This window comes from Paenibacillus kribbensis, assembly GCF_002240415.1.
GTDB classification, from domain to species: domain Bacteria; phylum Bacillota; class Bacilli; order Paenibacillales; family Paenibacillaceae; genus Paenibacillus; species Paenibacillus kribbensis.
Genome location: NZ_CP020028.1, coordinates 5,075,239 through 5,094,947, shown reverse-complemented (window position 1 = coordinate 5,094,947; position 19,709 = coordinate 5,075,239). Strand labels below are relative to the sequence as shown.

Annotated in this window: 19 protein-coding genes, 1 tRNA gene and 1 pseudogene; 13 read left to right on the top strand and 8 right to left on the bottom strand. The window is 46.8% G+C overall.

Going from position 1 to position 19,709, the window contains the following annotated elements; genetic code table 11:
* The first annotated feature begins 168 nt into the window (after window positions 1-168).
* Window positions 169-336 carry a lactonase family protein gene (locus tag B4V02_RS25995; RefSeq protein ID WP_244188391.1) on the top strand — a complete coding sequence of 56 codons (168 nt, stop codon included), beginning with the start codon at window positions 169-171 and terminating at the stop codon, window positions 334-336.
* An 83-nt stretch (window positions 337-419) separates the two neighbouring features.
* Here B4V02_RS25995 and B4V02_RS22695 read toward each other — a convergent pair whose 3' ends face one another.
* Window positions 420-1,376 carry an ArsR/SmtB family transcription factor gene (locus B4V02_RS22695; RefSeq protein ID WP_007428508.1) on the bottom strand — a complete coding sequence of 319 codons (957 nt, stop codon included), beginning with the start codon at window positions 1,374-1,376 and terminating at the stop codon, window positions 420-422.
* 236 nt (window positions 1,377-1,612) lie between these two features.
* Window positions 1,613-2,572: a FliJ family protein gene (locus B4V02_RS22690; RefSeq protein ID WP_094156519.1), complete on the bottom strand. Its 960-nt coding sequence runs from the start codon at window positions 2,570-2,572 to the stop codon at window positions 1,613-1,615.
* Between the two features lie 272 nt (window positions 2,573-2,844).
* Here B4V02_RS22690 and B4V02_RS22685 point away from each other — a divergent pair, with 272 nt between their 5' ends.
* Both B4V02_RS22685 and B4V02_RS22680 read left to right on the top strand, forming a co-directional pair.
* Window positions 2,845-3,477 carry an NAD(P)-dependent oxidoreductase gene (locus B4V02_RS22685; RefSeq protein ID WP_068504098.1) on the top strand — a complete coding sequence of 211 codons (633 nt, stop codon included), beginning with the start codon at window positions 2,845-2,847 and terminating at the stop codon, window positions 3,475-3,477.
* A gap of 34 nt (window positions 3,478-3,511) precedes the next feature.
* Window positions 3,512-5,224, top strand: coding sequence for an NAD(P)H-hydrate dehydratase (locus tag B4V02_RS22680; RefSeq protein WP_094156518.1), 1,713 nt, complete (start codon window positions 3,512-3,514; stop codon window positions 5,222-5,224).
* On the opposite strand, the gene B4V02_RS22675 is transcribed toward B4V02_RS22680, so the two are convergent.
* Window positions 5,208-5,702 carry a hypothetical protein gene (locus tag B4V02_RS22675; protein WP_094156517.1) on the bottom strand — a complete coding sequence of 165 codons (495 nt, stop codon included), beginning with the start codon at window positions 5,700-5,702 and terminating at the stop codon, window positions 5,208-5,210. The genes B4V02_RS22680 and B4V02_RS22675 overlap by 17 nt on opposite strands.
* A 166-nt stretch (window positions 5,703-5,868) precedes the next feature.
* Between B4V02_RS22675 and B4V02_RS22670 the strand changes: the two genes are divergently transcribed.
* Window positions 5,869-6,705 carry an HAD hydrolase-like protein gene (locus B4V02_RS22670; protein ID WP_094156516.1) on the top strand — a complete coding sequence of 279 codons (837 nt, stop codon included), beginning with the start codon at window positions 5,869-5,871 and terminating at the stop codon, window positions 6,703-6,705.
* A gap of 292 nt (window positions 6,706-6,997) precedes the next feature.
* Here the strand turns inward: B4V02_RS22670 and B4V02_RS22665 are convergent, their stop codons facing one another.
* Window positions 6,998-7,948, bottom strand: a complete 951-nt coding sequence (locus B4V02_RS22665; protein WP_094156515.1) for a beta-ketoacyl-ACP synthase III — start codon at window positions 7,946-7,948, stop codon at window positions 6,998-7,000.
* 247 nt (window positions 7,949-8,195) lie between these two features.
* Between B4V02_RS22665 and B4V02_RS22660 the strand changes: the two genes are divergently transcribed.
* Both B4V02_RS22660 and B4V02_RS22655 read left to right on the top strand, forming a co-directional pair.
* Window positions 8,196-8,873 (top strand): MarR family transcriptional regulator, encoded by a 678-nt coding sequence (locus B4V02_RS22660; protein ID WP_094156514.1) that lies wholly within the window; start codon window positions 8,196-8,198, stop codon window positions 8,871-8,873.
* Between the two features lie 171 nt (window positions 8,874-9,044).
* The gene (locus tag B4V02_RS22655; RefSeq protein ID WP_244188390.1) at window positions 9,045-9,614 is read left to right on the top strand and encodes a patatin-like phospholipase family protein; all 570 of its coding nucleotides are present in this window, start codon (window positions 9,045-9,047) and stop codon (window positions 9,612-9,614) included.
* A 35-nt stretch (window positions 9,615-9,649) separates the two neighbouring features.
* Here B4V02_RS22655 and B4V02_RS22650 read toward each other — a convergent pair whose 3' ends face one another.
* Complete coding sequence (locus B4V02_RS22650) at window positions 9,650-10,681, bottom strand: ribonucleotide-diphosphate reductase subunit beta (protein ID WP_094156513.1); 1,032 nt, start codon at window positions 10,679-10,681, stop codon at window positions 9,650-9,652.
* A 20-nt stretch (window positions 10,682-10,701) separates the two neighbouring features.
* A complete protein-coding gene (locus B4V02_RS22645) occupies window positions 10,702-13,035 on the bottom strand; it encodes a ribonucleoside-diphosphate reductase subunit alpha (protein ID WP_094156512.1) in 2,334 nt (777 codons plus the stop codon).
* A 488-nt stretch (window positions 13,036-13,523) separates the two neighbouring features.
* Here B4V02_RS22645 and B4V02_RS22640 point away from each other — a divergent pair, with 488 nt between their 5' ends.
* Together B4V02_RS22640 and B4V02_RS22635 are read left to right on the top strand one after the other, a co-directional pair.
* Window positions 13,524-13,877 carry an MTH1187 family thiamine-binding protein gene (locus B4V02_RS22640; protein WP_010347729.1) on the top strand — a complete coding sequence of 118 codons (354 nt, stop codon included), beginning with the start codon at window positions 13,524-13,526 and terminating at the stop codon, window positions 13,875-13,877.
* Window positions 13,878-13,951: 74 nt separating this feature from the next.
* Window positions 13,952-14,023, top strand: a tRNA-Thr gene (locus B4V02_RS22635).
* A gap of 192 nt (window positions 14,024-14,215) precedes the next feature.
* On the opposite strand, the pseudogene B4V02_RS27255 reads toward B4V02_RS22635, so the two are convergent.
* Window positions 14,216-14,353 (bottom strand): annotated as a pseudogene (locus B4V02_RS27255) (SPRY domain-containing protein); the annotation flags it as partial.
* 164 nt (window positions 14,354-14,517) lie between these two features.
* Between B4V02_RS27255 and B4V02_RS22630 the strand changes: the two are divergent.
* Together B4V02_RS22630 and B4V02_RS22625 are read left to right on the top strand one after the other, a co-directional pair.
* The gene (locus tag B4V02_RS22630; protein ID WP_007428523.1) at window positions 14,518-14,637 is read left to right on the top strand and encodes a hypothetical protein; all 120 of its coding nucleotides are present in this window, start codon (window positions 14,518-14,520) and stop codon (window positions 14,635-14,637) included.
* Window positions 14,638-14,764: 127 nt separating this feature from the next.
* The gene (locus tag B4V02_RS22625) at window positions 14,765-14,998 is read left to right on the top strand and encodes a hypothetical protein (RefSeq protein WP_094157072.1); all 234 of its coding nucleotides are present in this window, start codon (window positions 14,765-14,767) and stop codon (window positions 14,996-14,998) included.
* A 22-nt stretch (window positions 14,999-15,020) separates the two neighbouring features.
* Here B4V02_RS22625 and B4V02_RS26840 read toward each other — a convergent pair whose 3' ends face one another.
* Entirely contained in the window at window positions 15,021-16,079 is a 1,059-nt protein-coding gene (locus B4V02_RS26840; RefSeq protein ID WP_244188389.1) for a fibronectin type III domain-containing protein, read from the bottom strand.
* Between the two features lie 1,026 nt (window positions 16,080-17,105).
* On the opposite strand from B4V02_RS26840, the gene B4V02_RS22610 reads away from it, so the two are divergent.
* The 3 genes from B4V02_RS22610 to B4V02_RS22600 all read left to right on the top strand — a co-directional run bounded on the left by B4V02_RS22610 (window position 17,106) and on the right by B4V02_RS22600 (window position 19,602).
* On the top strand, window positions 17,106-17,591 hold the full coding sequence (locus tag B4V02_RS22610; RefSeq protein WP_094156510.1) for a hypothetical protein: 486 nt from the start codon (window positions 17,106-17,108) through the stop codon (window positions 17,589-17,591).
* 452 nt (window positions 17,592-18,043) lie between these two features.
* Window positions 18,044-18,724, top strand: coding sequence for a helix-turn-helix domain-containing protein (locus tag B4V02_RS22605; RefSeq protein WP_094156509.1), 681 nt, complete (start codon window positions 18,044-18,046; stop codon window positions 18,722-18,724).
* A 14-nt stretch (window positions 18,725-18,738) separates the two neighbouring features.
* Window positions 18,739-19,602, top strand: a complete 864-nt coding sequence (locus B4V02_RS22600; protein WP_094156508.1) for an IS3 family transposase — start codon at window positions 18,739-18,741, stop codon at window positions 19,600-19,602.
* The last annotated feature ends 107 nt before the right edge of the window (window positions 19,603-19,709 follow it).

Sequence of the window (19,709 nt, the reverse complement as noted above, 5' to 3'; positions counted from 1 at the left end):
CAATCTATTATTTTAATTGTCAACCTAAATGAATTTGATGTGGTTGACAATTAACTTTAACAATATAACAAAACAAAAAGTTTGTGTAAAGAGAATCAATGTGTACTTCGGAGTCGATTATGGGTAATAATGCAAGACAACGCAGCAATCGGAGGAAGCGTGAACCGAATGGATGAACGAAATGGGCAGTTATTTTATACAGGAACTTATGCATCTCGGGATGAAAGAGGGATTTATGTATGCGCTTTGGATATAGAAGACGGTGATTTGCGCATCATTGGCGGGGTGGAGGGGATTGAGCGGCCGATAGCCACAGAACATCGAAAGAGGGCATAGGAAAACACGGCGCTTGCTTCCATGAAAGGCATGGGCAAAACGCCGTGTTCCAGGTCTTGAAACGGTCTGAAATGGCTCGACAGCTATTTGCCGGCTTCGCCAGCTTCTACCGCTGCTGTTTTGGTGTGGCTTTCGGCAGGTTTGTAGTACAGGCGGAACAGAATATCCTGGTTGTAGTTACCGAATCCGGTACCGAACAGGGTTACCCCTCCAATATGCTGGGCATCATCCAGTATGGCAATACGGAACTTCCATTGCTTCTGGTCAATCAGCACTTGGCTTAAAGTCACATCGGATATCTGCTTGCCGTCCATAAAGGTACCCTCGGACGTAATGCGAAGTCTTTTGAGCAGACCGTATTGATTGATGAAATCTGGCCACCATGCGGGTGTGTATTTACCACGGTTGTCCCCGAAATCTCCTGGGCTGGTCCAAGTCCCCAGATTGACATCATTCAGAAAAAAAGTAATGTCTGAAGGCCAGTTATCATTGGTAAAAGGCGCCTCGGACGATAGCTCCATCGAAATTTCCAGCTCCTCGGCCTTTTGGCTGGACAGCAGGAAATTGGGTACCTTATAATCCATATATCCCTGGCTAAACCACAGGATTTTGGAATTGAAGCGCTCAGGGTCCAGGAATGAACGAGGCTCGTCGAATTCTCCGATGATTTTTTCGACGGTAGCCAATCCACAGGTCGGTTGAATTTCAAAATCCGTAAAGTGTCCGACGGAAATTTCCGTCTGATGAAATTGCCGCACATCCTGCTGATAGCGTGGCATGGCGATCTCAATTTTGTCCGTAGCCAGCGAGCACACCTTCTGAACTCCACCACGTCCGGGCAGCATTTTAGTCGAAATAATGGACGCTCTCTCCAGCTTTTTGACATGCATGGTCATGATCGCACTGCTAAGTCCCAGCGCTTCCGCCAACTCGCGTATATTCATAGGCTTTTCCGCAAGCAGAACAATCATATTCAGCCGAACCTCACTGGCCAGCGCTTCATATACGGGAAGTGATTTTTCAGAAATGTCCAGTTGCATAGTTCCTCCAATTCTAACGTACATCAAATGATGGTAGTTTAACATATATGGATTTCTTTCAATATTCATACATAAAAAACGATATGATTTACATTTATATAAACAATATACCCTTTCCTTGATTGCTGGCACAAGCCTAACCCCTCAAAAAGCCCAAAATTGTTCAAAAAACAGGACACCCCTAAAGCCATTCGCTGTTTGTTGGGATGTCCTGATGATGGTATGTGGTTTGAAGGTTAATATCGGGTATGTTCTTCTGTCAAAGAAGGGTCAGACGTTCTATCTTTGTCTGCCAGATGCCCACCTTGCTGAGATGAATCAGCCTTCATCAGACCGGGATGACCGACATAAGGACGATCACTCCGTGAGCGGCCTCGGGTGAGTCGGAAGCCGAGCAAAAACAGCACAAGCTGCACAGCCAGTATGTAAGGAGAAGCCTCCGGTCCGATCCATTGAAACAGAGCGACAGCGGATATCACCATAGACAACAGGCTTGTTGGAAAATGGGAAGCCGTTACGTCCAGATCATTTTGCCTGCGTAGGGTCATCAGCCGATATGCATACAGCAGCGCGATCAAACCGGATACAAATCTCATCCATGTACATCCTATAAGCCAGTAGGCAGATGGCGTAGTGTTGGACAGACTGCTATCGACATTGCTGTACGATGCCAACTCCACAAGCAGCCTTGAGACCAGCCAGATCATTCCGGTCAGGGCCAACGGGCCGGCTGCCGGACGAAGCAGCTTCCATAAAGCTGTCCCCCAGCCTGGAGCATGTGACTCCAGCAAGACAAGCCGTCGTTCCTCGATCAATTTGTTCATTTCGCGTTCCAGGGATTTGAGCAGCAATTCCCTGCGAAAAGCATCGCATTCCCGGAGGGATGCCTGCACCTGCTCCTGCAAGTGAGGAGTCAAATAGGGAGCAGCCTTCGCCTCCTGAAGAGCATGAATCAGTTCGTTCGGGTATTGCTGCTTTTCGTTGCTGCTGTCCAGGGCAGCGGTTTGGAGGCAGCCTGCTAATCGTCCGTAGATGCGCAGGGACTCCTGTAATTCATTCAGTCGCTGCTGACGAGAATTTCGAAGCTGGACTGCACTGCGAACGTACAGCCATACCAGCAAGGACAACGCCAGCAGTAAGGCAATCAGACCGGGTGAGATATATGCGGCTAAGGCCGCGAAGTCCGTCGGGGACACCCGCAATCCCTCCTTCCATTGTTCTTCCTACACTATTGCACAGACCGCACAAGCATTTCAAGGGCTGTCTGTGCCTGACCAAGATATATAAAGTATTTTTTGGTAAAATAGACAAGATTACAAGCAGGGAGAGGCGATCCAGCATGACATCGAATCAACCGAACGGACAGCTTTGCGTGGAATACGCCATTCAAGGAATTAATTTAGACAACTGAAATCAAATTTTGCGAAATACTAATAATAAGTAAATTACAGGAAGAGGGCAAGTTCATATGAAGGTTATTATTTTCGGAGCAACAGGAACGATTGGTCAGGCGTTAGTGAAGGAAGCGATCAAGCGCAAGTATGAGGTAACGGCGGCAGTACGTGATCCACAGCGGGTGACGGAGCAAAGCGAATATTTGGCGGTCGTTCAAGCGGACATTCTAAATCCGAATTCAGTTACAGAAGTGGCGAAAGGACACGATGCTATTATTAGCGCCTACGGTCCCACATTTGGAGCGGAGGAAGAATTGCTTGAGGCAACCCGGTCTTTATTGGAAGGCACTCGACGTTCCGGTGCGGAGCGCATTCTCGTGGTTGGCGGAGCCGGAAGCCTGATAACAGAAAACGGTGAACGCCTGATGGATACCGCCGAGTTCCCTGAGGAAGTCAAGCCACTTGCGGCTGCACATGCTGAGGCACTCGAACTGTATCGCGCTGCCGATGTGGATTGGACATATTGCAGTCCTGCGGGAATTATTGAACCGGGGAAGCGTACGGGGCATTTCCGCATTGGCCTGGATCACTTGGTGGTCGACGAGTTGGGCCACAGCCGTATCTCGGTAGAGGATTATGCAGTAGCCCTGATTGATGAGCTGGTGGAAGGGGAATTTGTCAATTCCCGTTTTACGGTTGGATACTAAGCGCTAGGTACTTCAATACGGGAGGAGAAAAAATATGTACATGGTGACCGCCGATGAAATGCGGCAATTGGATCGGTATACGATTGACAAGCTGGGTATCCCGGCCCTCACGTTGATGGAAAACGCCGGGCGTGCGGTAGCCGACGAGGTAATGAAGCTTTGCGCGGGGAGATGCGGATCGAGCAATGGCAGCTTGGGAGGCCATACCAATCCAACCTGCGGTGCTGATGATGCTGATGTGTTCAGGGGGCAGGCGATAGAAAAAGTCGCTCAGACAGGACCGGGCGAGCTGCCGGGTCACGGCGAGGTCATTCGGACGGAGCTGCGGAATCACGGGCGCCATGCTGTATGGCAACGGGAGCATTGGTATATCCTCGTAGGCAAAGGCAACAACGGGGGCGACGGACTGGTGGCAGCCCGCCATCTGACCGATGCGGGGCTGCGCGTCACCGTTGTCTACGCCGCTTCACCGGATACGCTGCGCGGCGAGGCGGCTGCGCAGCGCGATGTCATCGCGGCTCTGGGCATCCCGGTCATCGTCTACGGCCGGGATGCCCTCGACCTGCGCGGCGCCTCAGGCATCGTCGATGCCCTGCTGGGCACGGGCACACAGGGCCCGCCGCGCGAGCCCTATGCCTCGCTGATCCGCGAGGCCAATGCCAGCGGCGCGCCGCTCGTGTCGGTAGACGTGCCTAGCGGCCTCGATGCCGACACAGGTGCGCTGCACGAGCCGTGCATTCGTGCGCGTGTCACCGTATGCCTCGCCTATCTGAAGCGCGGGCTCGTCCAATACCCGGGCGCCGAGGCCGCAGGCGATGTGGTGGTACGCTACATCGGCATCCCGCCCGGGCTTGCCCGTGAATGCGGCGTGCAGCTACGTCTTCTGACCCGCGACACGCTGCGCGAAGCGCTGAACGTGGACGTAAGCCGCCGCCGCGTGCCGGACGGGCACAAGGGCACCTACGGCCACGTTCTCGTCGCGGGCGGAAGCCTGCGCATGAGCGGCGCGGGCTTGTTGGCCGCACGTGCCGCCCTGCGGATCGGCAGCGGCCTTGTGACGTGGGCGGTGCCCGAAGGGCTGCTGCCGCATGTGATCGGCACCGCGCCGGAGCTGATGCTGGCGGCCGCAGCAACGGGGAGAGACGGCGAATGGAACGCCGACTCTGCGGAGGAGCTGCTGCAGCTCGCGCAGGCGCGCGATGTGCTGGCCGTCGGTCCCGGCCTCGGCCGCTTCACGGGGGACACCGGCTGGCTGCGCCGCCTGTGGGAGGAGTACGAGGGTCCGCTCGTGCTTGATGCGGACGCCCTGAACATCCTCGCCTCTGCGGGACCTGAGCTGGATGCCTGGAAGCCGAGAAGCGCGGCGGTCGTGCTGACGCCGCACCCCGGCGAAATGGCTCGTCTGCTGGGCATATCGACGGCAGAGGTGCAGCGTGACCGCATCACCCATGCCCGGCAGTATGCCCGGACACGCGGGGTTACGCTGGTACTCAAGGGAGCGCGTACCGTTATCGCGTGCCCTGACGGAACGGCCTACGTCAATACGACGGGTCATGCCGGGATGGCGACAGGCGGCGCGGGCGATGTGCTGACAGGCATTATCGCGGGCTTGCTGGCGCAAGGCTTGAACGCTTCGCAGGCAGCGGCCTTTGGTGTGTACCTGCATGGCGTGGCTGGAGAAACAGCCGCGCGTCATCGCCAGCATCCCGCCGCGGTGGTGGCCGGTGACATCATTGAAGCCCTATAGGCCATAGCAGTAGCGGCAGGAGGAAGGCCAGCATAATCTGTACTCCATATCCACGGTTCAGCCAGCGCCTTCCCCCGTAGTACAGCAGTGTGATGACTGCGCCAGCTATGCCGTTGCTCCATAAAATGCCGGCTCCGGCAGGCGACATCAAAGTACCTAGCAGGAGAAAGATACTGAATCCTGCGGCAAGGTACAGGCTGAGCTGCTCGGGCTTTCGCAGCCAGGGTAAAAAATCGCGCAGCGCATCGGCGGCAAGAGCTGCCGGGAGGGCAAAGCCATAGGCCCATAATTGCGCGGTCAGCTCACCGCTGTTGCCTGCTATAGTTACGGGTATCCCCGTTATTTCCTCTGTCAGATAGCAATACATCCATAAGAGGCCAAAGACCAAGCCTCCACAGGCCAGTTTGTTCAGCGCATAACAACCAAGCTCCATCCGCCAAGGCATTTTGGAATTAAATTCATTCCAGGGCTGTCTCATGTTGCGACTCCTCCTTATGGCACTCAGTAATCTACAACCAAACAAGGAATTAATTTCTATTACAATCCGCTTACGGTTTACGGCATTTCAGTTTACGTTAGCTGTGTATCATGTTCCTAAGCAATAAAGATTGCGGATAGCCGCGGTACGGAGAGGCGGGGATTGCATGATACAGGCGGTTATTTTTAATCTCGAAAGTACATTGTTGGACCCCGGAGGACGGGGGCTAATCCAGGGAATGCTTGATATTTTCAGATGGAAAGGTGTACAAGTAACCGAAGAGCAGGTATCTCATGGGCGAGGGCTGCCGATCCGTGACCATATTGCCAATGTGCTGGGACTCTCAGAGGTTCGAAAAAAGTGGCTGGAGCGTTTCGGTACACATCCCGGGAGAACGGATATTGAGCATATTTATCTTGAGCTTGTCCCGGTTCTCCGTTCCTTGATTCAAGGAGCCGAGCCCGCGATTGGTATAGACAAGGCGCTGCATGAATTGCAGGATCGTCGTATTCAGTCAGGTGCCACCGCAGCCTGCCCGATGGAGATGTTGGGGCCTATTTTCTCGCCTGCACAGTCACCCTATACGCTGGATTGTATGGTAGCCCCTTGTGAAGTGTCGCAGGGACGTCCTTACCCGTGGATGATCTACGAAATTGCACATCGTTTGCAGGTATTTCCGCTCAGCGATATTGTGAAAGTAGGAGATACGGCAGCCGATATGCAAGAGGGAAGGAATGCAGGCGTATGGACAATCGGTGTGTTGAACCATAGCGATAGCGCGCTAATCGCAGCGCAAACAAGCAGCCGTGAAATAGACGACAGAGTGGCAGAAGAACGACGCAGACAGAGCGTTTACGGATTAAAAAGGGCAGGAGCTCATATTGTCATGAACTCGATCGCTGACTTGCCGCGTATTCTACGTGAAATCGAGATGCTCCAGCATACGGGCGGCTATCCCTCTTATACGAAGCAGGTAAAAACAGCGTTGATGCCCCCGTCTTGAAGATCCTCAATACACAGTCCTAGTTATATGTATGCGCCACGCCGGATGAAGGTGAACTTTTCAGGTTCTGGGCATGCGACTATTTTAAATTGTATCTCGAACATCCTGGATAAAGGGGGAAAAAGGAGATGGCCTACCCGATAACCGTCGTCAGGTTCATCTCCTTTTCAAAATGCAATGTTCCGGGACTGCTTATACGCAAGAACCTTAGTTCGTTTCTTCTGAAACCATCCTCAAAGGGCACAGCTGGTTCATAGAACTGGACCGAGGCTTTTTCTGTTAAGTATAGAATTCATGCGATCTGGATGACCTGTACGCCCCATGCCAAACCCGCCCCGAAGCCCATCAGCATCACAATATCACCACTACGAACGAGCTTTTGTTCCATGGCTTCCGCAAGTGCAATGGGAATAGAAGCCGCAGACGTATTTCCGTAATTTTCGATATTTACAAAAAATTTATCCAGAGGAATGTTCATTTTGCCAGCGGCACTCTCGATGATTCGAATGTTGGCTTGATGTGGAATGATTAAAGCAATATCATCAATGCTTAAATTCAATGTTTCCAGCGCTTTAGTTAGCATGGATTCCACAATACGCACCCCGAACTTGAAAACCTCTCGACCTTGCATGGTGATGGGGCCTGTAACCGGGGATGTCAGTGCTTCTGCCCCACGTTCTTCCGAGCCCAGCAAGGAGAAGCACGGGAAAGCGCCCGGGCGAGATTGAAGGACGACAGCGCCCGCACCATCTCCAAACAGGACAGCAGTATTACGGTCCTGCCAATCTATGATTTTGGAGAACTTGTCTGCTCCAATCACCAGAGCATTGTGGTAGGCGCCCGATTTCATCATGTCGCTGCTGACTGAAAGAGCGTACACAAAACCGGAGCAGGCTGCCGATAAGTCGAATGCAGGTGCGCGGCTTCCGAGCTTTTGCTTGACCAGCATGGCGGTGGAGGGGAAGGCATAATCAGGAGTTGAAGTCGCCACGACAATGAGATCCACATCTTCAAGGGATAAATGGGCACGGCTTAAAGCCTGGGCTGCAGCAGCGACGGCAAGGTCAGAGGTGTCCGTGGATGCTTCTGCAATATATCGCTGACGGATGCCCGTTCGCTGGCTGATCCATTCATCGGATGTGTCCAGAGATGCGGCTAATTCCACATTGGTTAATAGAGAGGTCGGAACGTAGAATCCTGTACCTGTAATTGTAACCCCGTTCAGGTTGAGAGCTGATTGCATGTAGGTTTCCCTCCAATGAAATAATCACACAAAAGACCGTAAAGACCAAAAAAACCAAAAAATTAGTATGAATAAAAATATAACACAGTCGGATTAAAAAGAAAATGTGCCGAGTACAGCTTGCTGTACGGAGGAATCTGGAATGCTCCTGCTGCTTGATTATATAGATATTCAGTGCTAAGATTTAGACACAAAAAACCCAAGAACGTATTCATATAGAATACACAGGGAGGTATACAACACTACCGTGCCACTTACTAAACGTCGTCTGCAATTTCTTCATACATTGGTGGATTTGTATCAAAAAACGAATTTACCCATTCATTACGAAGCCTTGGCTAAATCATTAGGCGTTAGCAAATGGACGGCCTATGACATGCTGAAAGAAATAGAAAAGCTCGGTTTTATTACGCGCAGCTATGAGGTGAATGCCAAGGTAACCGGGCGTTCTCAGGTCGTATTTGTGCCTACAGATAAAGCTTCGGAATTGTTCAACCAGTCCCGGAATAAATTAGTCGATCTGGTGGATTGGAAAAAAACTGTCGAGAACATTTCAGAATTGCTTAAAGATTTGAACAACACAAGCCTCAATGAGGCTGTCCGAAAAATTTGGGCTGAAATTCCTGAAGCTAGCGTCAGAATCAATTTTTGCGCTTATATTATAGGGCTGCTTTTGATGTACTTGAAGAAGCTGGGAGGTAAAACAGGTCCCTGGATTCAGCAGATTGTCCTTACAGCCCCAAGCAAGGAAATGGGCATGACCATGTTTGTTGGCACTGTGCTAGGCATGGCTGTACAAACAATAAACGATGAATTGGGCCTTGAAATTACGGAGCTGGTCTCCCGTTTTCTGCAATCCATTTCGGATCTTTCTGACGAGGAAAAAGGGTTGCTTTACAATTTTCTGAGCGAGGCTTTTATATAAGCCGTATGGAAAAGTTTCCTATCGTGTCATTACGCAGCCGGAGAGTGCTCCCATCAAAGGATATGAATCATTCGTGAGAAGAGGGAGCAGGTCTCCTTGCGTTTAGTTTTTGGGTCTTCTGTGTGTTTGAATGCATTCAGTAAATAAAATACAGGTAAAGGGGTTGCGCATATGCCGAAGGTAGGATTGGTTTTGGGTGGTGGGGCAGTCAGAGGACTTGCTCATCTGGGGGTGCTGAAAGCGTTCGAAAGACATGGGATTCAGGTCGATTGTATCGTTGGTACGAGTATGGGCGGCATCGTTGGAGGGCTTTATGCGGCGGGTGTTCCTGCGGATGCTCTATTGGACTGTATTAAAAAGACACCTAAATACCGCTTGCTGGATATCGGCATACGCCATCGTGGTTTAATTGCCGGCAACAGTATGAATACGGTGGTGAATGAGCTGTTGCAACAGTATGGGCAGCATACGCAGAAGATCGAGGAGCTTCCTATCCGTTTTAAAACTGTTTCTGTCGATCTACTGGAAGGCAAGCAGATCGTTTTTGAACAAGGTGATTTGGTGACAGCACTGCGGGCTACGATGGCGTTTCCCGGCTTATTCGCTCCTGTGATGCATGAAGGCAAGATGCTGGTCGACGGAGGGGTATTAAACAATTTGCCTGTAGAAGAAATGAGACAGGAGGCGGATTGTTTAGTGATTGCTGTTGATGTGGCGCGGGGACATGAAAAAAAGCCTTAACCCGAAGATACCGAGTTAAGGCTGTATTTTGCTACTTACAAATCGTCAAATCCGTTGTCATCTCCGACCTTGCCATAATTGCGTGATTTTGCTTCGAAAAAGTCTGTTTTTGTCGCATTTAGCGCTTCATCCGAAAACGGCTTGATCCAAGGCATACTATTTACATCTACACCTTCATAAGCTTTGTCCATACCAAGCAGTCTCAGGCGCATATTCGCCATATATTTGATATAATCGCTCAGCTCGTTCAAGTCGATGCCGCGAACCTCCTTGAGCGTATAATGCGCCCAATTCGTTTCCAGCTCCACAGCACGGTTGATCATACGATAGACATAGTCCATATTTTCCTTGGTATTCAGCTCAGGGAAATCGGCCAATAGCTGCTTGAACACTTCGGCAAAGAAGTAGCAATGCTGATTTTCATCGCGCTGAATATATGAGATCATTTGGCTGGTGGCCATCATTTTTTGGTCACGGGCCAAATTGTAGAAGAAGGCGAATGTACTGTAAAAGAAAATGCCTTCCAGAATCAAATCGGCTACCATCGCCTGGAAAAAGGTCTGTGGGTTCTGCTTATCACGGAACTCCTGGTAAATATCCGAGATAAATGTGTTACGTTCCAGCAGGACAGGATCATTTTTCCAGTATTCAAAAATTTCCTTTTGCTCCTGCTCCGATACCAGGGAGGACAGAACGTAGGAATAGGACTGGTTATGCACCACTTCCTGTTGTCCGATAATGGCCGAGATAGCTTCCAGCGAGGAATCGGTAAAATAGCGTTTTACATCTCCGACAAACATCGTTTGCATGGAATCCAGCACAGCCAGCAGGCCGATGTTAATTTTGAATGTGCGCTGTTCTTCGGCATCCAGCATAGGAAACTGGGAAGCGTCCTTGGACATCGGAATTTCATCCGGAATCCAGTGGTTGAGCAGCAGTACTTTATAGAGCTTGTACATATGCGGCATCCGAATATCGTTCCAGTTCAGAATGCCGGAGTTTTCGCCTTCAATAATACGGGTAGAGCGGTTAGGCGCTTCCGTGTTAAAAATCTTTTGTAACTGCATCAGAGCTTCTCTCCTTTAGTTTAGGATGCGCAGCTTTCGCATTCTTCAATCGTCAGTGCGCGGCTGCGTACGTAATAGGTCGATTTCATACCTGATTTCCAGGCATGGATGTGCAGCTCTAAAAATTCGGTAGCTTTAATATCCGGACGTACGTACAGGTTAAAGCTTTGGCCTTGGTCAATATGCCGCTGACGTGCAGATGCCATGTTGATCGAAGCATGCTGATCCAGCAAGAAAGCCGTTTTGTAGTACCAGATGGTCTTTTCGTTCAAGTCCGGTGCAGGATTCGCGATCTTGTAGGTTGTTTTCTCTTCATAGGAAAGCAACTCGTACAATGGATCGATACTAGCCGTAGAACCTGCAATGATCGACGTGGAACCGTTAGGGGCGATGGCGAACAGCCATGCGTTGCGAATGCCGTTTTGTTTGACCTCTTCGGCAAGCTCGCTCCACTCGGACGAGGTGACGAATTTGCCTTCACGCGTACCGTCCGTATAGCCTCGGGATGTAAAATAATGCCCGGTTGACCAGTCAGAACCCTCAAATTTGGCATAACGCCCTTTTTCCTTTGCCAGCTCCATGCTGGATTTAACGGCTAAATAGTTGATTTTTTCATACAAATGATCGTTATAGGTGACCGCTTCATCGGACTCCCAACGGATGCCTTCGAGTGCGAGCAGGTGATGCAGACCAAACGTGCCCAGACCGACTGCGCGGTATTGGCTGTTCGTATATTGTGCTTGCAGCACTTCAATATTATTGATATCAATGACATTATCCAGCATGCGTACCTGAATCGGTACAAGACGATCCAATACCCCTGCCGGAACGGCGCGAGCCAGATGGATGGAGTTCAGGTTGCAGACAACGAAGTCGCCAGGGATTTTGGAAATGACAATGCGTGTTTGTCCGTCCTTCGTCACCAATTCCTCTTTTTCCACCACGGTTGGAGATTGGTTTTGCATAATTTCCGTACACAGGTTGGAGGAATACACCATACCGTGGGCCCGGTTCGGATTGGCCCGGTTTACCGTATCGCGGTAGAACATGTACGGCGTACCTGTCTCCAGCTGCGATTTCATCAGGCGTTTCATGATGTCGATGGCAGGCACCGTGATACGGGAGAGAATCGGATGCTGCGACGCTTCCTCATATTTCTCGCGGAAGGAGCCGGCACCAAAGGACTCATCATAAAAATCCTCCAGCCCCAGTGGACGTCCGTTTTCGTCCTTCCAGCCCATGACCTTCTTCACTTCATGCGGGCAAAACAGGTTCCATTCGCCGCGTGCTTCGACCTGCTCCATGAACAGATCGGGCAGACATACGCCGTGGAACACGTCATGTGCACGCATCCGCTCGTCACCGTTGTTCAGCTTCAGGTCAAGGAAGGCAAGAATGTCCTTGTGGAATACGTCCAGATAAACGGCAATCGCGCCTTTGCGTGTACCCAATTGGTCTACGCTGACCGCCGTATTGTTCAGCTGGCGAATCCATGGAATCACGCCGGAGCTTGTATTTTTATGCCCGCGGATATCGGAGCCGCGAGCCCGTACTTTACCGAGGTATACGCCGATACCGCCGCCCATTTTGCTGAGACGGGCTACATCGGTATTGGAATCGAAAATACCTTCCAGCGAGTCGTCTACCGTATCGATAAAGCAGCTGGACAGCTGTCCGGCCACCTTTTTTCCCGCATTGGACATCGTTGGTGTAGCAGCGGTCATGTACATGTTGCTCATCGCCCAGTAAGCTTCCTTGACCAACTCCATACGCTTGTCCGCAGGCTCCTGGTGCATCAGATACATCGCGATGATCATGTAGCGTTCCTGTGGCAGTTCCATCACACGTCCGTCAAAATCGTTTGCCAAATAGCGCTCAGACAGCGTCAGCAGCCCGATATAATCGAATAGCAGGTCATTTTTCGGCAAAATGGAAGCGCCCAACTCATCAATTTGCTCCTTGGTGTAGTAGTCGAGCAATTCCTGACGGTAGATTCCCTTTTCGACCAGTTCTGTGATCAATGGGTAAAAGGCGCCGTAAGGCTCGTCTGCATAGGATTTGTAACGGCGATGGGTCGCTGCTTTTTTATATAAGGAAGTGAGCAAAGCACGCGCAGCGGCGAATTTCCAGTCCGGTTCTTCCTTGCTGACCAGCTCAAGTGCGGCCATCACAAATGCGTTGCTGATTTCATCTCCCGTGACTTCGTCCCGGCGCAGCTTGCTGGTTACACCGCGGATGAGGCGATCTTTATCCAGCTTGTCCAATCCGCTGAGCACACGGTCGGCATATACGGAAATGCGTATTTCATCAAAAGCCAACTGGCGGTTGTTTGGTTTTGTTACGAGTTGTGGCATAGGATTAATTCCTCGCTTTCCTGATTTGGAGTACATACTTAGGGAATAGACATGAAGAATGAACATGTTGACAGAGGTAAAAATGAAAAAAGCGACAGCATTTTGGGGCTGTATGTAATCCCATAACAATAGAAATAGCGATGCGCTTGCTAATGAAGGAGGAGAAAGTTGGTTCTCATGCAATTTATCGGCTACATCACTATATTTAGAAGCGTTATGAATATCTAACCCAACATATTGTGTTTATAAACTTAAAATTTCAAATAAGTGCAAGGAGTATTATAGCAACATTCGCAGCCATACGTAAAGGAAAAGGAATGGAAAATCGAAATATGCAGAGGAAGCGCGGGCTGTATTTGAATTGAGGCTGTGTGAACGGTACAATAAATGATAGAGAGGTTTCTTTCAGAAACAATCAGTATATCAGCATACATATGGCCTTGTTTAAAAGTGAAGCATGAGTTCAAAAATAAAGGAGGCACACCTCGATGGCCATTGCAGAAGTGACTGTAATCCCGATTGGAACGGGCAGTACCAGCCTGAGCGACTATGTTGCCCAGATGCAAAAAGTGTTAAAGACGCAAAAAGGAATTACCTACGAGCTTACCTCTATGAGTACGATTATTGAAGGCTCGTTGGACGATGTGTTTACCGCCATTGCAGCGCTGCACGAAGCGCCATTCCTGTCAGGTGCCAAGCGCGTCTCCACCTCGGTCAAAATCGACGACCGCCGTGACAAGCCTTCCTCCAGCCGTCAAAAGCTCCGTTCCGTCGCAGATAAGCTATCTGGCACAGGGATAGGAACAGGGAACGTCACCGAACTAAATCCAAATCCTAGTTGAAAAAATGGATGTAAGTCATTGATTTTTATGTAAGGAAGAGTATAATAGTTTTTGTTGTCAGCTTAACCTGACTCGCTGGTGTAGCTCAGGGGTAGAGCAACGCACTCGTAATGCGTAGGCCGGGGGTTCAATTCCCTTCACCAGCATCCTATTAAACTCAAGCACAGCGCGGCTTCCAAGCTTTTTGGAGGTCGCGCTTTTTTGTGATTTTGGACAATCTTCTACCATTTTTCTACCCTTTAGTCTAGTGAAATGAGTAGATGTAAAAAGACTCCACTGGCATATAGCCGGATAGAGTCCTCCTGTCGTTTTATTTAGTTGAATACTCGCTTACTTCAAGCACCTCTACCAGCATCTTTAGCGTCATACCAAGCGATGAAGGCATCCAGTTCTTTTTTACTAAGATCGAATTCCTTATCAAAACCATTGTCCATCGTTACAGTCAGAATAGCGCGGTCACCAGTTGGTTGCGAGGAAAAGGAGATAATGATTTTCTCACTTCGATTACCTTTGTCATATAGTTAGTGTGGTAGAACATTATAATTATTTACAAAAGGTGTTTTTTATTTGCCTGTATGCCCTATCACAGAACGTATCTGTACATATATTAAGGTGACGACAAATAAAGGAGGTTAAAGGCATGGGTGCATATGAAGGTGCAGGTACAGGTGGATATGGCGGCGGTGTGTGGACTTCTACAGCGGCAATTTTGGTGCTCTTCATCCTGTTGGTTATCATCACTAAAGCATTTTGGGTGTAATTTCGTTGGGTGCTACACCCTATCTTTGATTCAAAGACGGCTCTACTGGCGTAATGCTGGCAGAGTCTTTTTTTTCGTTGAAGGAATTTCTACACCGATCACGACTAGCTATTTTGAGGTGATCAGCTTGAACCATACATATAAAGTGTTGAGATCGGATATAGAACTGTTTGCAGCTGTATTAAGCAGGGTAAGAGTATATGTAGTCCAGCCGTTGGGCGAGGACTTGATAGATATTGTGAACTACGGCGGTCCAGTGGAGAAGATCATGCCGGAATTCATCAAGATAAACGGATTTTATTTCTTCCGTAATCAGTTTGAATTTAGAGTAAGTGTGAAAAAGGACTCCGCTGGTATATAGCTAGTAAGGAGCCCTTTGTGGTTTATTTAGTTGAATACTCACTTACTTCAAATGTAAGGATTTTGTTGAAGATTACGTAGTCTTTACGGTTGCTGAATGGTCCTTTGTTGTTATTGTGCTTATCAATGGCAAAGAATGAAGGGCCTCTACCAGCGTCTTTAGCGTCATACCATTGAATGAAAGATTCCAGTTCTTTCTTACTCAGATCGAATTCTTTATCAAGTCCTGTGTCCATAGTTACAACCAAGATTGCTCTATCACCTGATGGACCAGGAGAGGGAGTAGGATCGCTGCTAGGAACAGGAGTAGCTGAAACCTCATATGAATTGTTGCTTTCTCCAGCAGAATTAAGGGCACTTACGACATAGTAGTAGGTAGTTCCATTTACTACATTAATATCAGAGTAAGTAGATTCAGTGACGCTAGTAGCTATAGTGGTGTAAGGTCCACTCTTTGTTGTTGAACGTTTTACATTGTAGCTGATTGCTCCAGAATCAGCTGTCCAATTAAGTATTATTTTTAAATTTTCTGAAGTTGCTTTTAGATCAAGTGGCACTGAGGGAACGGGTTTAACCGGTGGTGTGATAACTGGGTTGTACGGTTTAATTTCGCCCGTATCATCAAAATCGATTCCCCTGTTAATTAAATACTCACTTCTGTTATTAATGATCTCTACATAATGTTCTTTAAATTCAAGGTTAAGCACTTCAAAACCTATCTTTGCTAATCCTTCATCTTTTCCTCTTGTATCAAGGTTAGTTACAACAGGTTTTCCGTCTATTTTTATTGTTATATTTGCTGAATTTGACCACCAAGTGTTCATAATATAGCGCATTTTGCTACCAATGAAATTAAACTTGATTGCAGAGCCTGATGTTTGCCATTTTGATTGATAGTAATTTTGGTCCAGGTGCTGATATTGTCCCGTATACGTGAAATTCTCATTATTTGGTTTGATTCTTTGCCAACCTTTCTCAGGGTTTGAAAGTAAAGTCCCTTTTATAGTAGCTGCAGAGGTGTTTGAGGCAAAACAAAATAATAATAGTAAAGACAACAATGTAGGTATAACTATTTTTTTCATGTTTTTCCCTCCTTAGAAATTAAACCCATAAAAATAATACAGTATATTCCAAAATTTGTCCAAAGGTAAATGTCTGTATTCAAATAAATTTGAAATGAGGATTTTTATTTAACATAGCAAAGTATTTTTTCTGGTTATTAGGCTCCAAGTTTTTGTTTTATGACAACGTACGCGATACTTTGACATGTCTCCCAATATAGTATTGAGAAGATATAAATTATTATGGAAGTGTCATTAGATAAAAGGAATCGCAAGAGGATTAATTGTATTTTTACTGGCGGCTATTTTTTCTGTGCAAGGCGTCTATGCTAAACCGGCAGCAATAATCAGGGAGCAGGATCATGGGTAAGTCATCAGTTAGATAAATACGCTGATGGAACAAAGGTAAGATTTATAGTGAAATAATAATAAGAACTCATACCAGCTTCTTGAACTGGTATGAGTCCTTTTTTTGAAAGTTATTTCTTTTCTCCTAACAAGCTGTACGATAATAAGAAGCCAGACAACATAAATATTAAGTTAAGATTTGAAGATAGATAATTTACTGCTAAATAATAAATTATGACTAAAAGGGAGGGGATGAAGGCAAAGATAAAAATATTTTTTTTGAATACAAATCTCAAACTTCCAGTGAAAATTAATGAAAAGTATATTCCTAGTAAAAAGTATAAAATCCACTGATATGTTAAATATGGTTGATATTTAAAAGTAATAGACATTTGATTTTGGGAATATTCATTAAATAGATTAATTAATTTCAAAAATATCACAAATACCATAAACCAGATAAAAATTAATAATTTCTTCATTATTTTTCCTCCAGAAAGGGTTGTTTTATTTATGCAATTGCTTAATAATGATATTATAACATACAAAAAAGGAAAATTAATGAATAAAAAACTAATTATCTTGAATAAGGATTCCTAATCTAAATGTGTATTTTTTATGTCAGACAAAACTCCCCTTACTTAGACATTCATTAAGTATATATTTATAGATGAAGGTACTATAAAGGAGGACTAAAAAATGAAGATGAAATCGGGAAGGAAATCTATCCTATGTTTTTCCGCAGCCGCTCTTTTGTTGTCGGTCTTGGCACCTTTGTCTGCTTTTGCAGATGGAACAACTGTCACATCTGATACTTACAACCAATCTCTAAGTCAAACGCTAGCATTATCTAATTTAGTAATTTTTAAAGAAGACACGGCATATACAGATGTATCTACTACGAAATCAAGTGTTAAGTTCTCAATTAATGGTTTAGACCATCCTTTTAATCTTAGTAACTATCAAAGAGTAGCTTGGACAAAGAATGACAACACGCCTAGTGTAGATAATATTTTAAGTGCTAAAGTTCCACGAAAAACAGGGACTTTATATGAAGCTACCAGCAGTGAACGTCTTGATCTTATAAGACAAAAAGTTAAATCAGGCGATAAAATATATGGGTGGATTCTACCGGTAGATTCAACCGAGTGGTCTAAAGCAGGATATGCAGAAATAAAATATTAAAGAAACTGCTTTAAGGCCATGGATATAGAACTGTAGATATCTTTTTTCTTACATCATTATTCCAATATCGTGTGAGACTCATACCATAATAGGTGTATGAGTCTTTTTGCTTTGTGACAACATACGCGATACATCGACATGTCTACCGATATAGTATTGAGAAGATTTAAAATACTATGGAGCAGGCAACAATATCAAAGATATTAAAGTTACTGCCGGAACGAATGTTGTCAATGCAACTTACAGCATCTATGATTCAAAATTAAAGATTATACCTAATGAATTACTTTCGGGTAACATGTTGTACACAATTCATATTTCAAAAGGAGCATTAGTGTACGCTAATAACGTATCGAATGTGCAAAATTATAAGATCAACCAGAAATTGATATGCTCCCCTTACGGTAGACAGGTGAAATAGTTAAAACCTGCTACTGAAAGGGGAGTTTTTTATGTCCAGACAATCATATACTACTGCTTCGGAAAAATTAGCTATCCTTGAAGAGATTGAACGAGGTGACATCGGTTTTAATGCAGCAAGCAGAAAATACGGCGTGAATAAAGTGACTCTATGGAAATGGAAGCGTCGTTACAAAGTGTATGGTTATGAAGGTTTAGAAACTCGTACTTATAATAAAAGCTACATTGCTGAACTGAAGCTTCAAGCGGTGCAGGATTACCTGAAGGGGGAATTGTCTCAGTACCAGATCATCGATAAATACAAGATAGCAAGTCGAACACAACTCTCCGACTGGATTAAGCAGTATAATCGTCATAGCAGCTTAAAAGCTTATACAGGAGGGGCGAAAGCAATGACGAAGGGGCGTTCTACAACCTGGCAGGAACAGATGGATATTGTTCAGTATTGCCTTACACATCAGCGTGATTACCGTAAGACGGCGGGGCAGTTTCAGGTCTCCTACTCGCAGGTATACCAATGGGTGAAGAAGTTTGAAAATGGTGGTCAGGATACGTTAAAGGATGGCCGGGGACGAAAGAAGGTGCCGGAAGAGTTAACAGAAGCGGACCTCCAGAAGCTCAATATGAAGAAGCTGCAATATGAAATAGAACGGCTTCGGGTGGAGAATGCATTTCTAAAAAAGTTACAGGAAGTCCAAAGGAGGCGAAGCTAAGCCAACATCGTCAAGTGAACGTCTACCTGGCCATTCAGGCACTTCGGGAAGAAACAGCTGTCAGCATTCAGCTTCTTTGTGAAATTGATGGAATCCCACGGTCAAGCTATTACAAGTGGCTCCATCGCAAGCCCGGTTCTCGTGAGCAGGAGAATGAGCAGCTTACGCATGTTATGATGTCTATTTATGAGAAAGTGGAGCGTACCTTTGGGTACCGTCAATTAACCCTGCATATGCGGGAGCAGACGAGAAAAACCATTAACCTCAAGCGCGTGTACCGTCTGATGAAGGTGAAAGGAATCCAGTCTGTCATCCGCAGGAAGAAAAAGAGATATGTACATTCCACTCCACAACAGGTAGCTGAGAACCTGTTAGACCGTAACTTCCATGCAGCCGCATCAAATGAGAAGTGGGTAACTGATGTGACTGAATTCAAGTATGGCAATGGTCAGAAAGCGTATTTAAGCGCGATTCTCGATCTTTATGATAAGTCCATTGTCTCCTATGTATTCGGGCACTCCAATAACAATCCGCTTGTGTTCCAGACGTTAAAACGGGCCTTGCAAGTGGCCCCAGGAAGCAAACCTATGCTTCATAGCGATCGTGGTTTCCAGTATACCTCGCTGGATTTCAAAACGATGCTCGATAAGTATAGAATGACCCAGAGCATGTCCCGGGTGGGACGGTGCATTGACAATGGTCCCATGGAATCTTTCTGGGGAACCTTAAAATGCGAAAAGTATTATTTGCATACATACCACACCTTTGAGGATCTCAAAAGGGATATCGAGGACTACATCCACTTTTATAATTACGAGCGTTTACAAGCGAAACTAAACGGCCTCAGTCCAATGAAATTCAGGAGCAAGGCCGCTTAACTCATTTTTATTTTTTGTACTGTCTACTTGACGGGGAGCAGTTCAAATTCTGGTTAGTCTTATAATACGAATAGACCGCTCTAGCGAGGATACGGTCTATTTCTGGA

Excerpts from the sequence above, each read along its gene's own strand:
- B4V02_RS22655 (WP_244188390.1), top strand. The coding sequence starts at position 9,045 with ATGCCGAAGGTAGGATTGGTTTTGGGTGGTGGGGCAGTCAGAGGACTT.
- B4V02_RS22695 (WP_007428508.1), bottom strand. The coding sequence starts at position 1,376 with ATGCAACTGGACATTTCTGAAAAATCACTTCCCGTATATGAAGCGCTG.
- B4V02_RS22640 (WP_010347729.1), top strand. The coding sequence starts at position 13,524 with ATGGCCATTGCAGAAGTGACTGTAATCCCGATTGGAACGGGCAGTACC.
- B4V02_RS22650 (WP_094156513.1), bottom strand. The coding sequence starts at position 10,681 with ATGCAGTTACAAAAGATTTTTAACACGGAAGCGCCTAACCGCTCTACC.
- B4V02_RS22670 (WP_094156516.1), top strand. The coding sequence starts at position 5,869 with ATGATACAGGCGGTTATTTTTAATCTCGAAAGTACATTGTTGGACCCC.
- B4V02_RS26840 (WP_244188389.1), bottom strand. The coding sequence starts at position 16,079 with ATGAAAAAAATAGTTATACCTACATTGTTGTCTTTACTATTATTATTT.
- B4V02_RS22645 (WP_094156512.1), bottom strand. The coding sequence starts at position 13,035 with ATGCCACAACTCGTAACAAAACCAAACAACCGCCAGTTGGCTTTTGAT.
- B4V02_RS22605 (WP_094156509.1), top strand. The coding sequence starts at position 18,044 with ATGTCCAGACAATCATATACTACTGCTTCGGAAAAATTAGCTATCCTT.
- B4V02_RS22675 (WP_094156517.1), bottom strand. The coding sequence starts at position 5,702 with ATGAGACAGCCCTGGAATGAATTTAATTCCAAAATGCCTTGGCGGATG.
- B4V02_RS22610 (WP_094156510.1), top strand. The coding sequence starts at position 17,106 with ATGAAGATGAAATCGGGAAGGAAATCTATCCTATGTTTTTCCGCAGCC.
- B4V02_RS22685 (WP_068504098.1), top strand. The coding sequence starts at position 2,845 with ATGAAGGTTATTATTTTCGGAGCAACAGGAACGATTGGTCAGGCGTTA.
- B4V02_RS22665 (WP_094156515.1), bottom strand. The coding sequence starts at position 7,948 with ATGCAATCAGCTCTCAACCTGAACGGGGTTACAATTACAGGTACAGGA.
- B4V02_RS22630 (WP_007428523.1), top strand. The coding sequence starts at position 14,518 with ATGGGTGCATATGAAGGTGCAGGTACAGGTGGATATGGCGGCGGTGTG.
- B4V02_RS22680 (WP_094156518.1), top strand. The coding sequence starts at position 3,512 with ATGTACATGGTGACCGCCGATGAAATGCGGCAATTGGATCGGTATACG.
- B4V02_RS25995 (WP_244188391.1), top strand. The coding sequence starts at position 169 with ATGGATGAACGAAATGGGCAGTTATTTTATACAGGAACTTATGCATCT.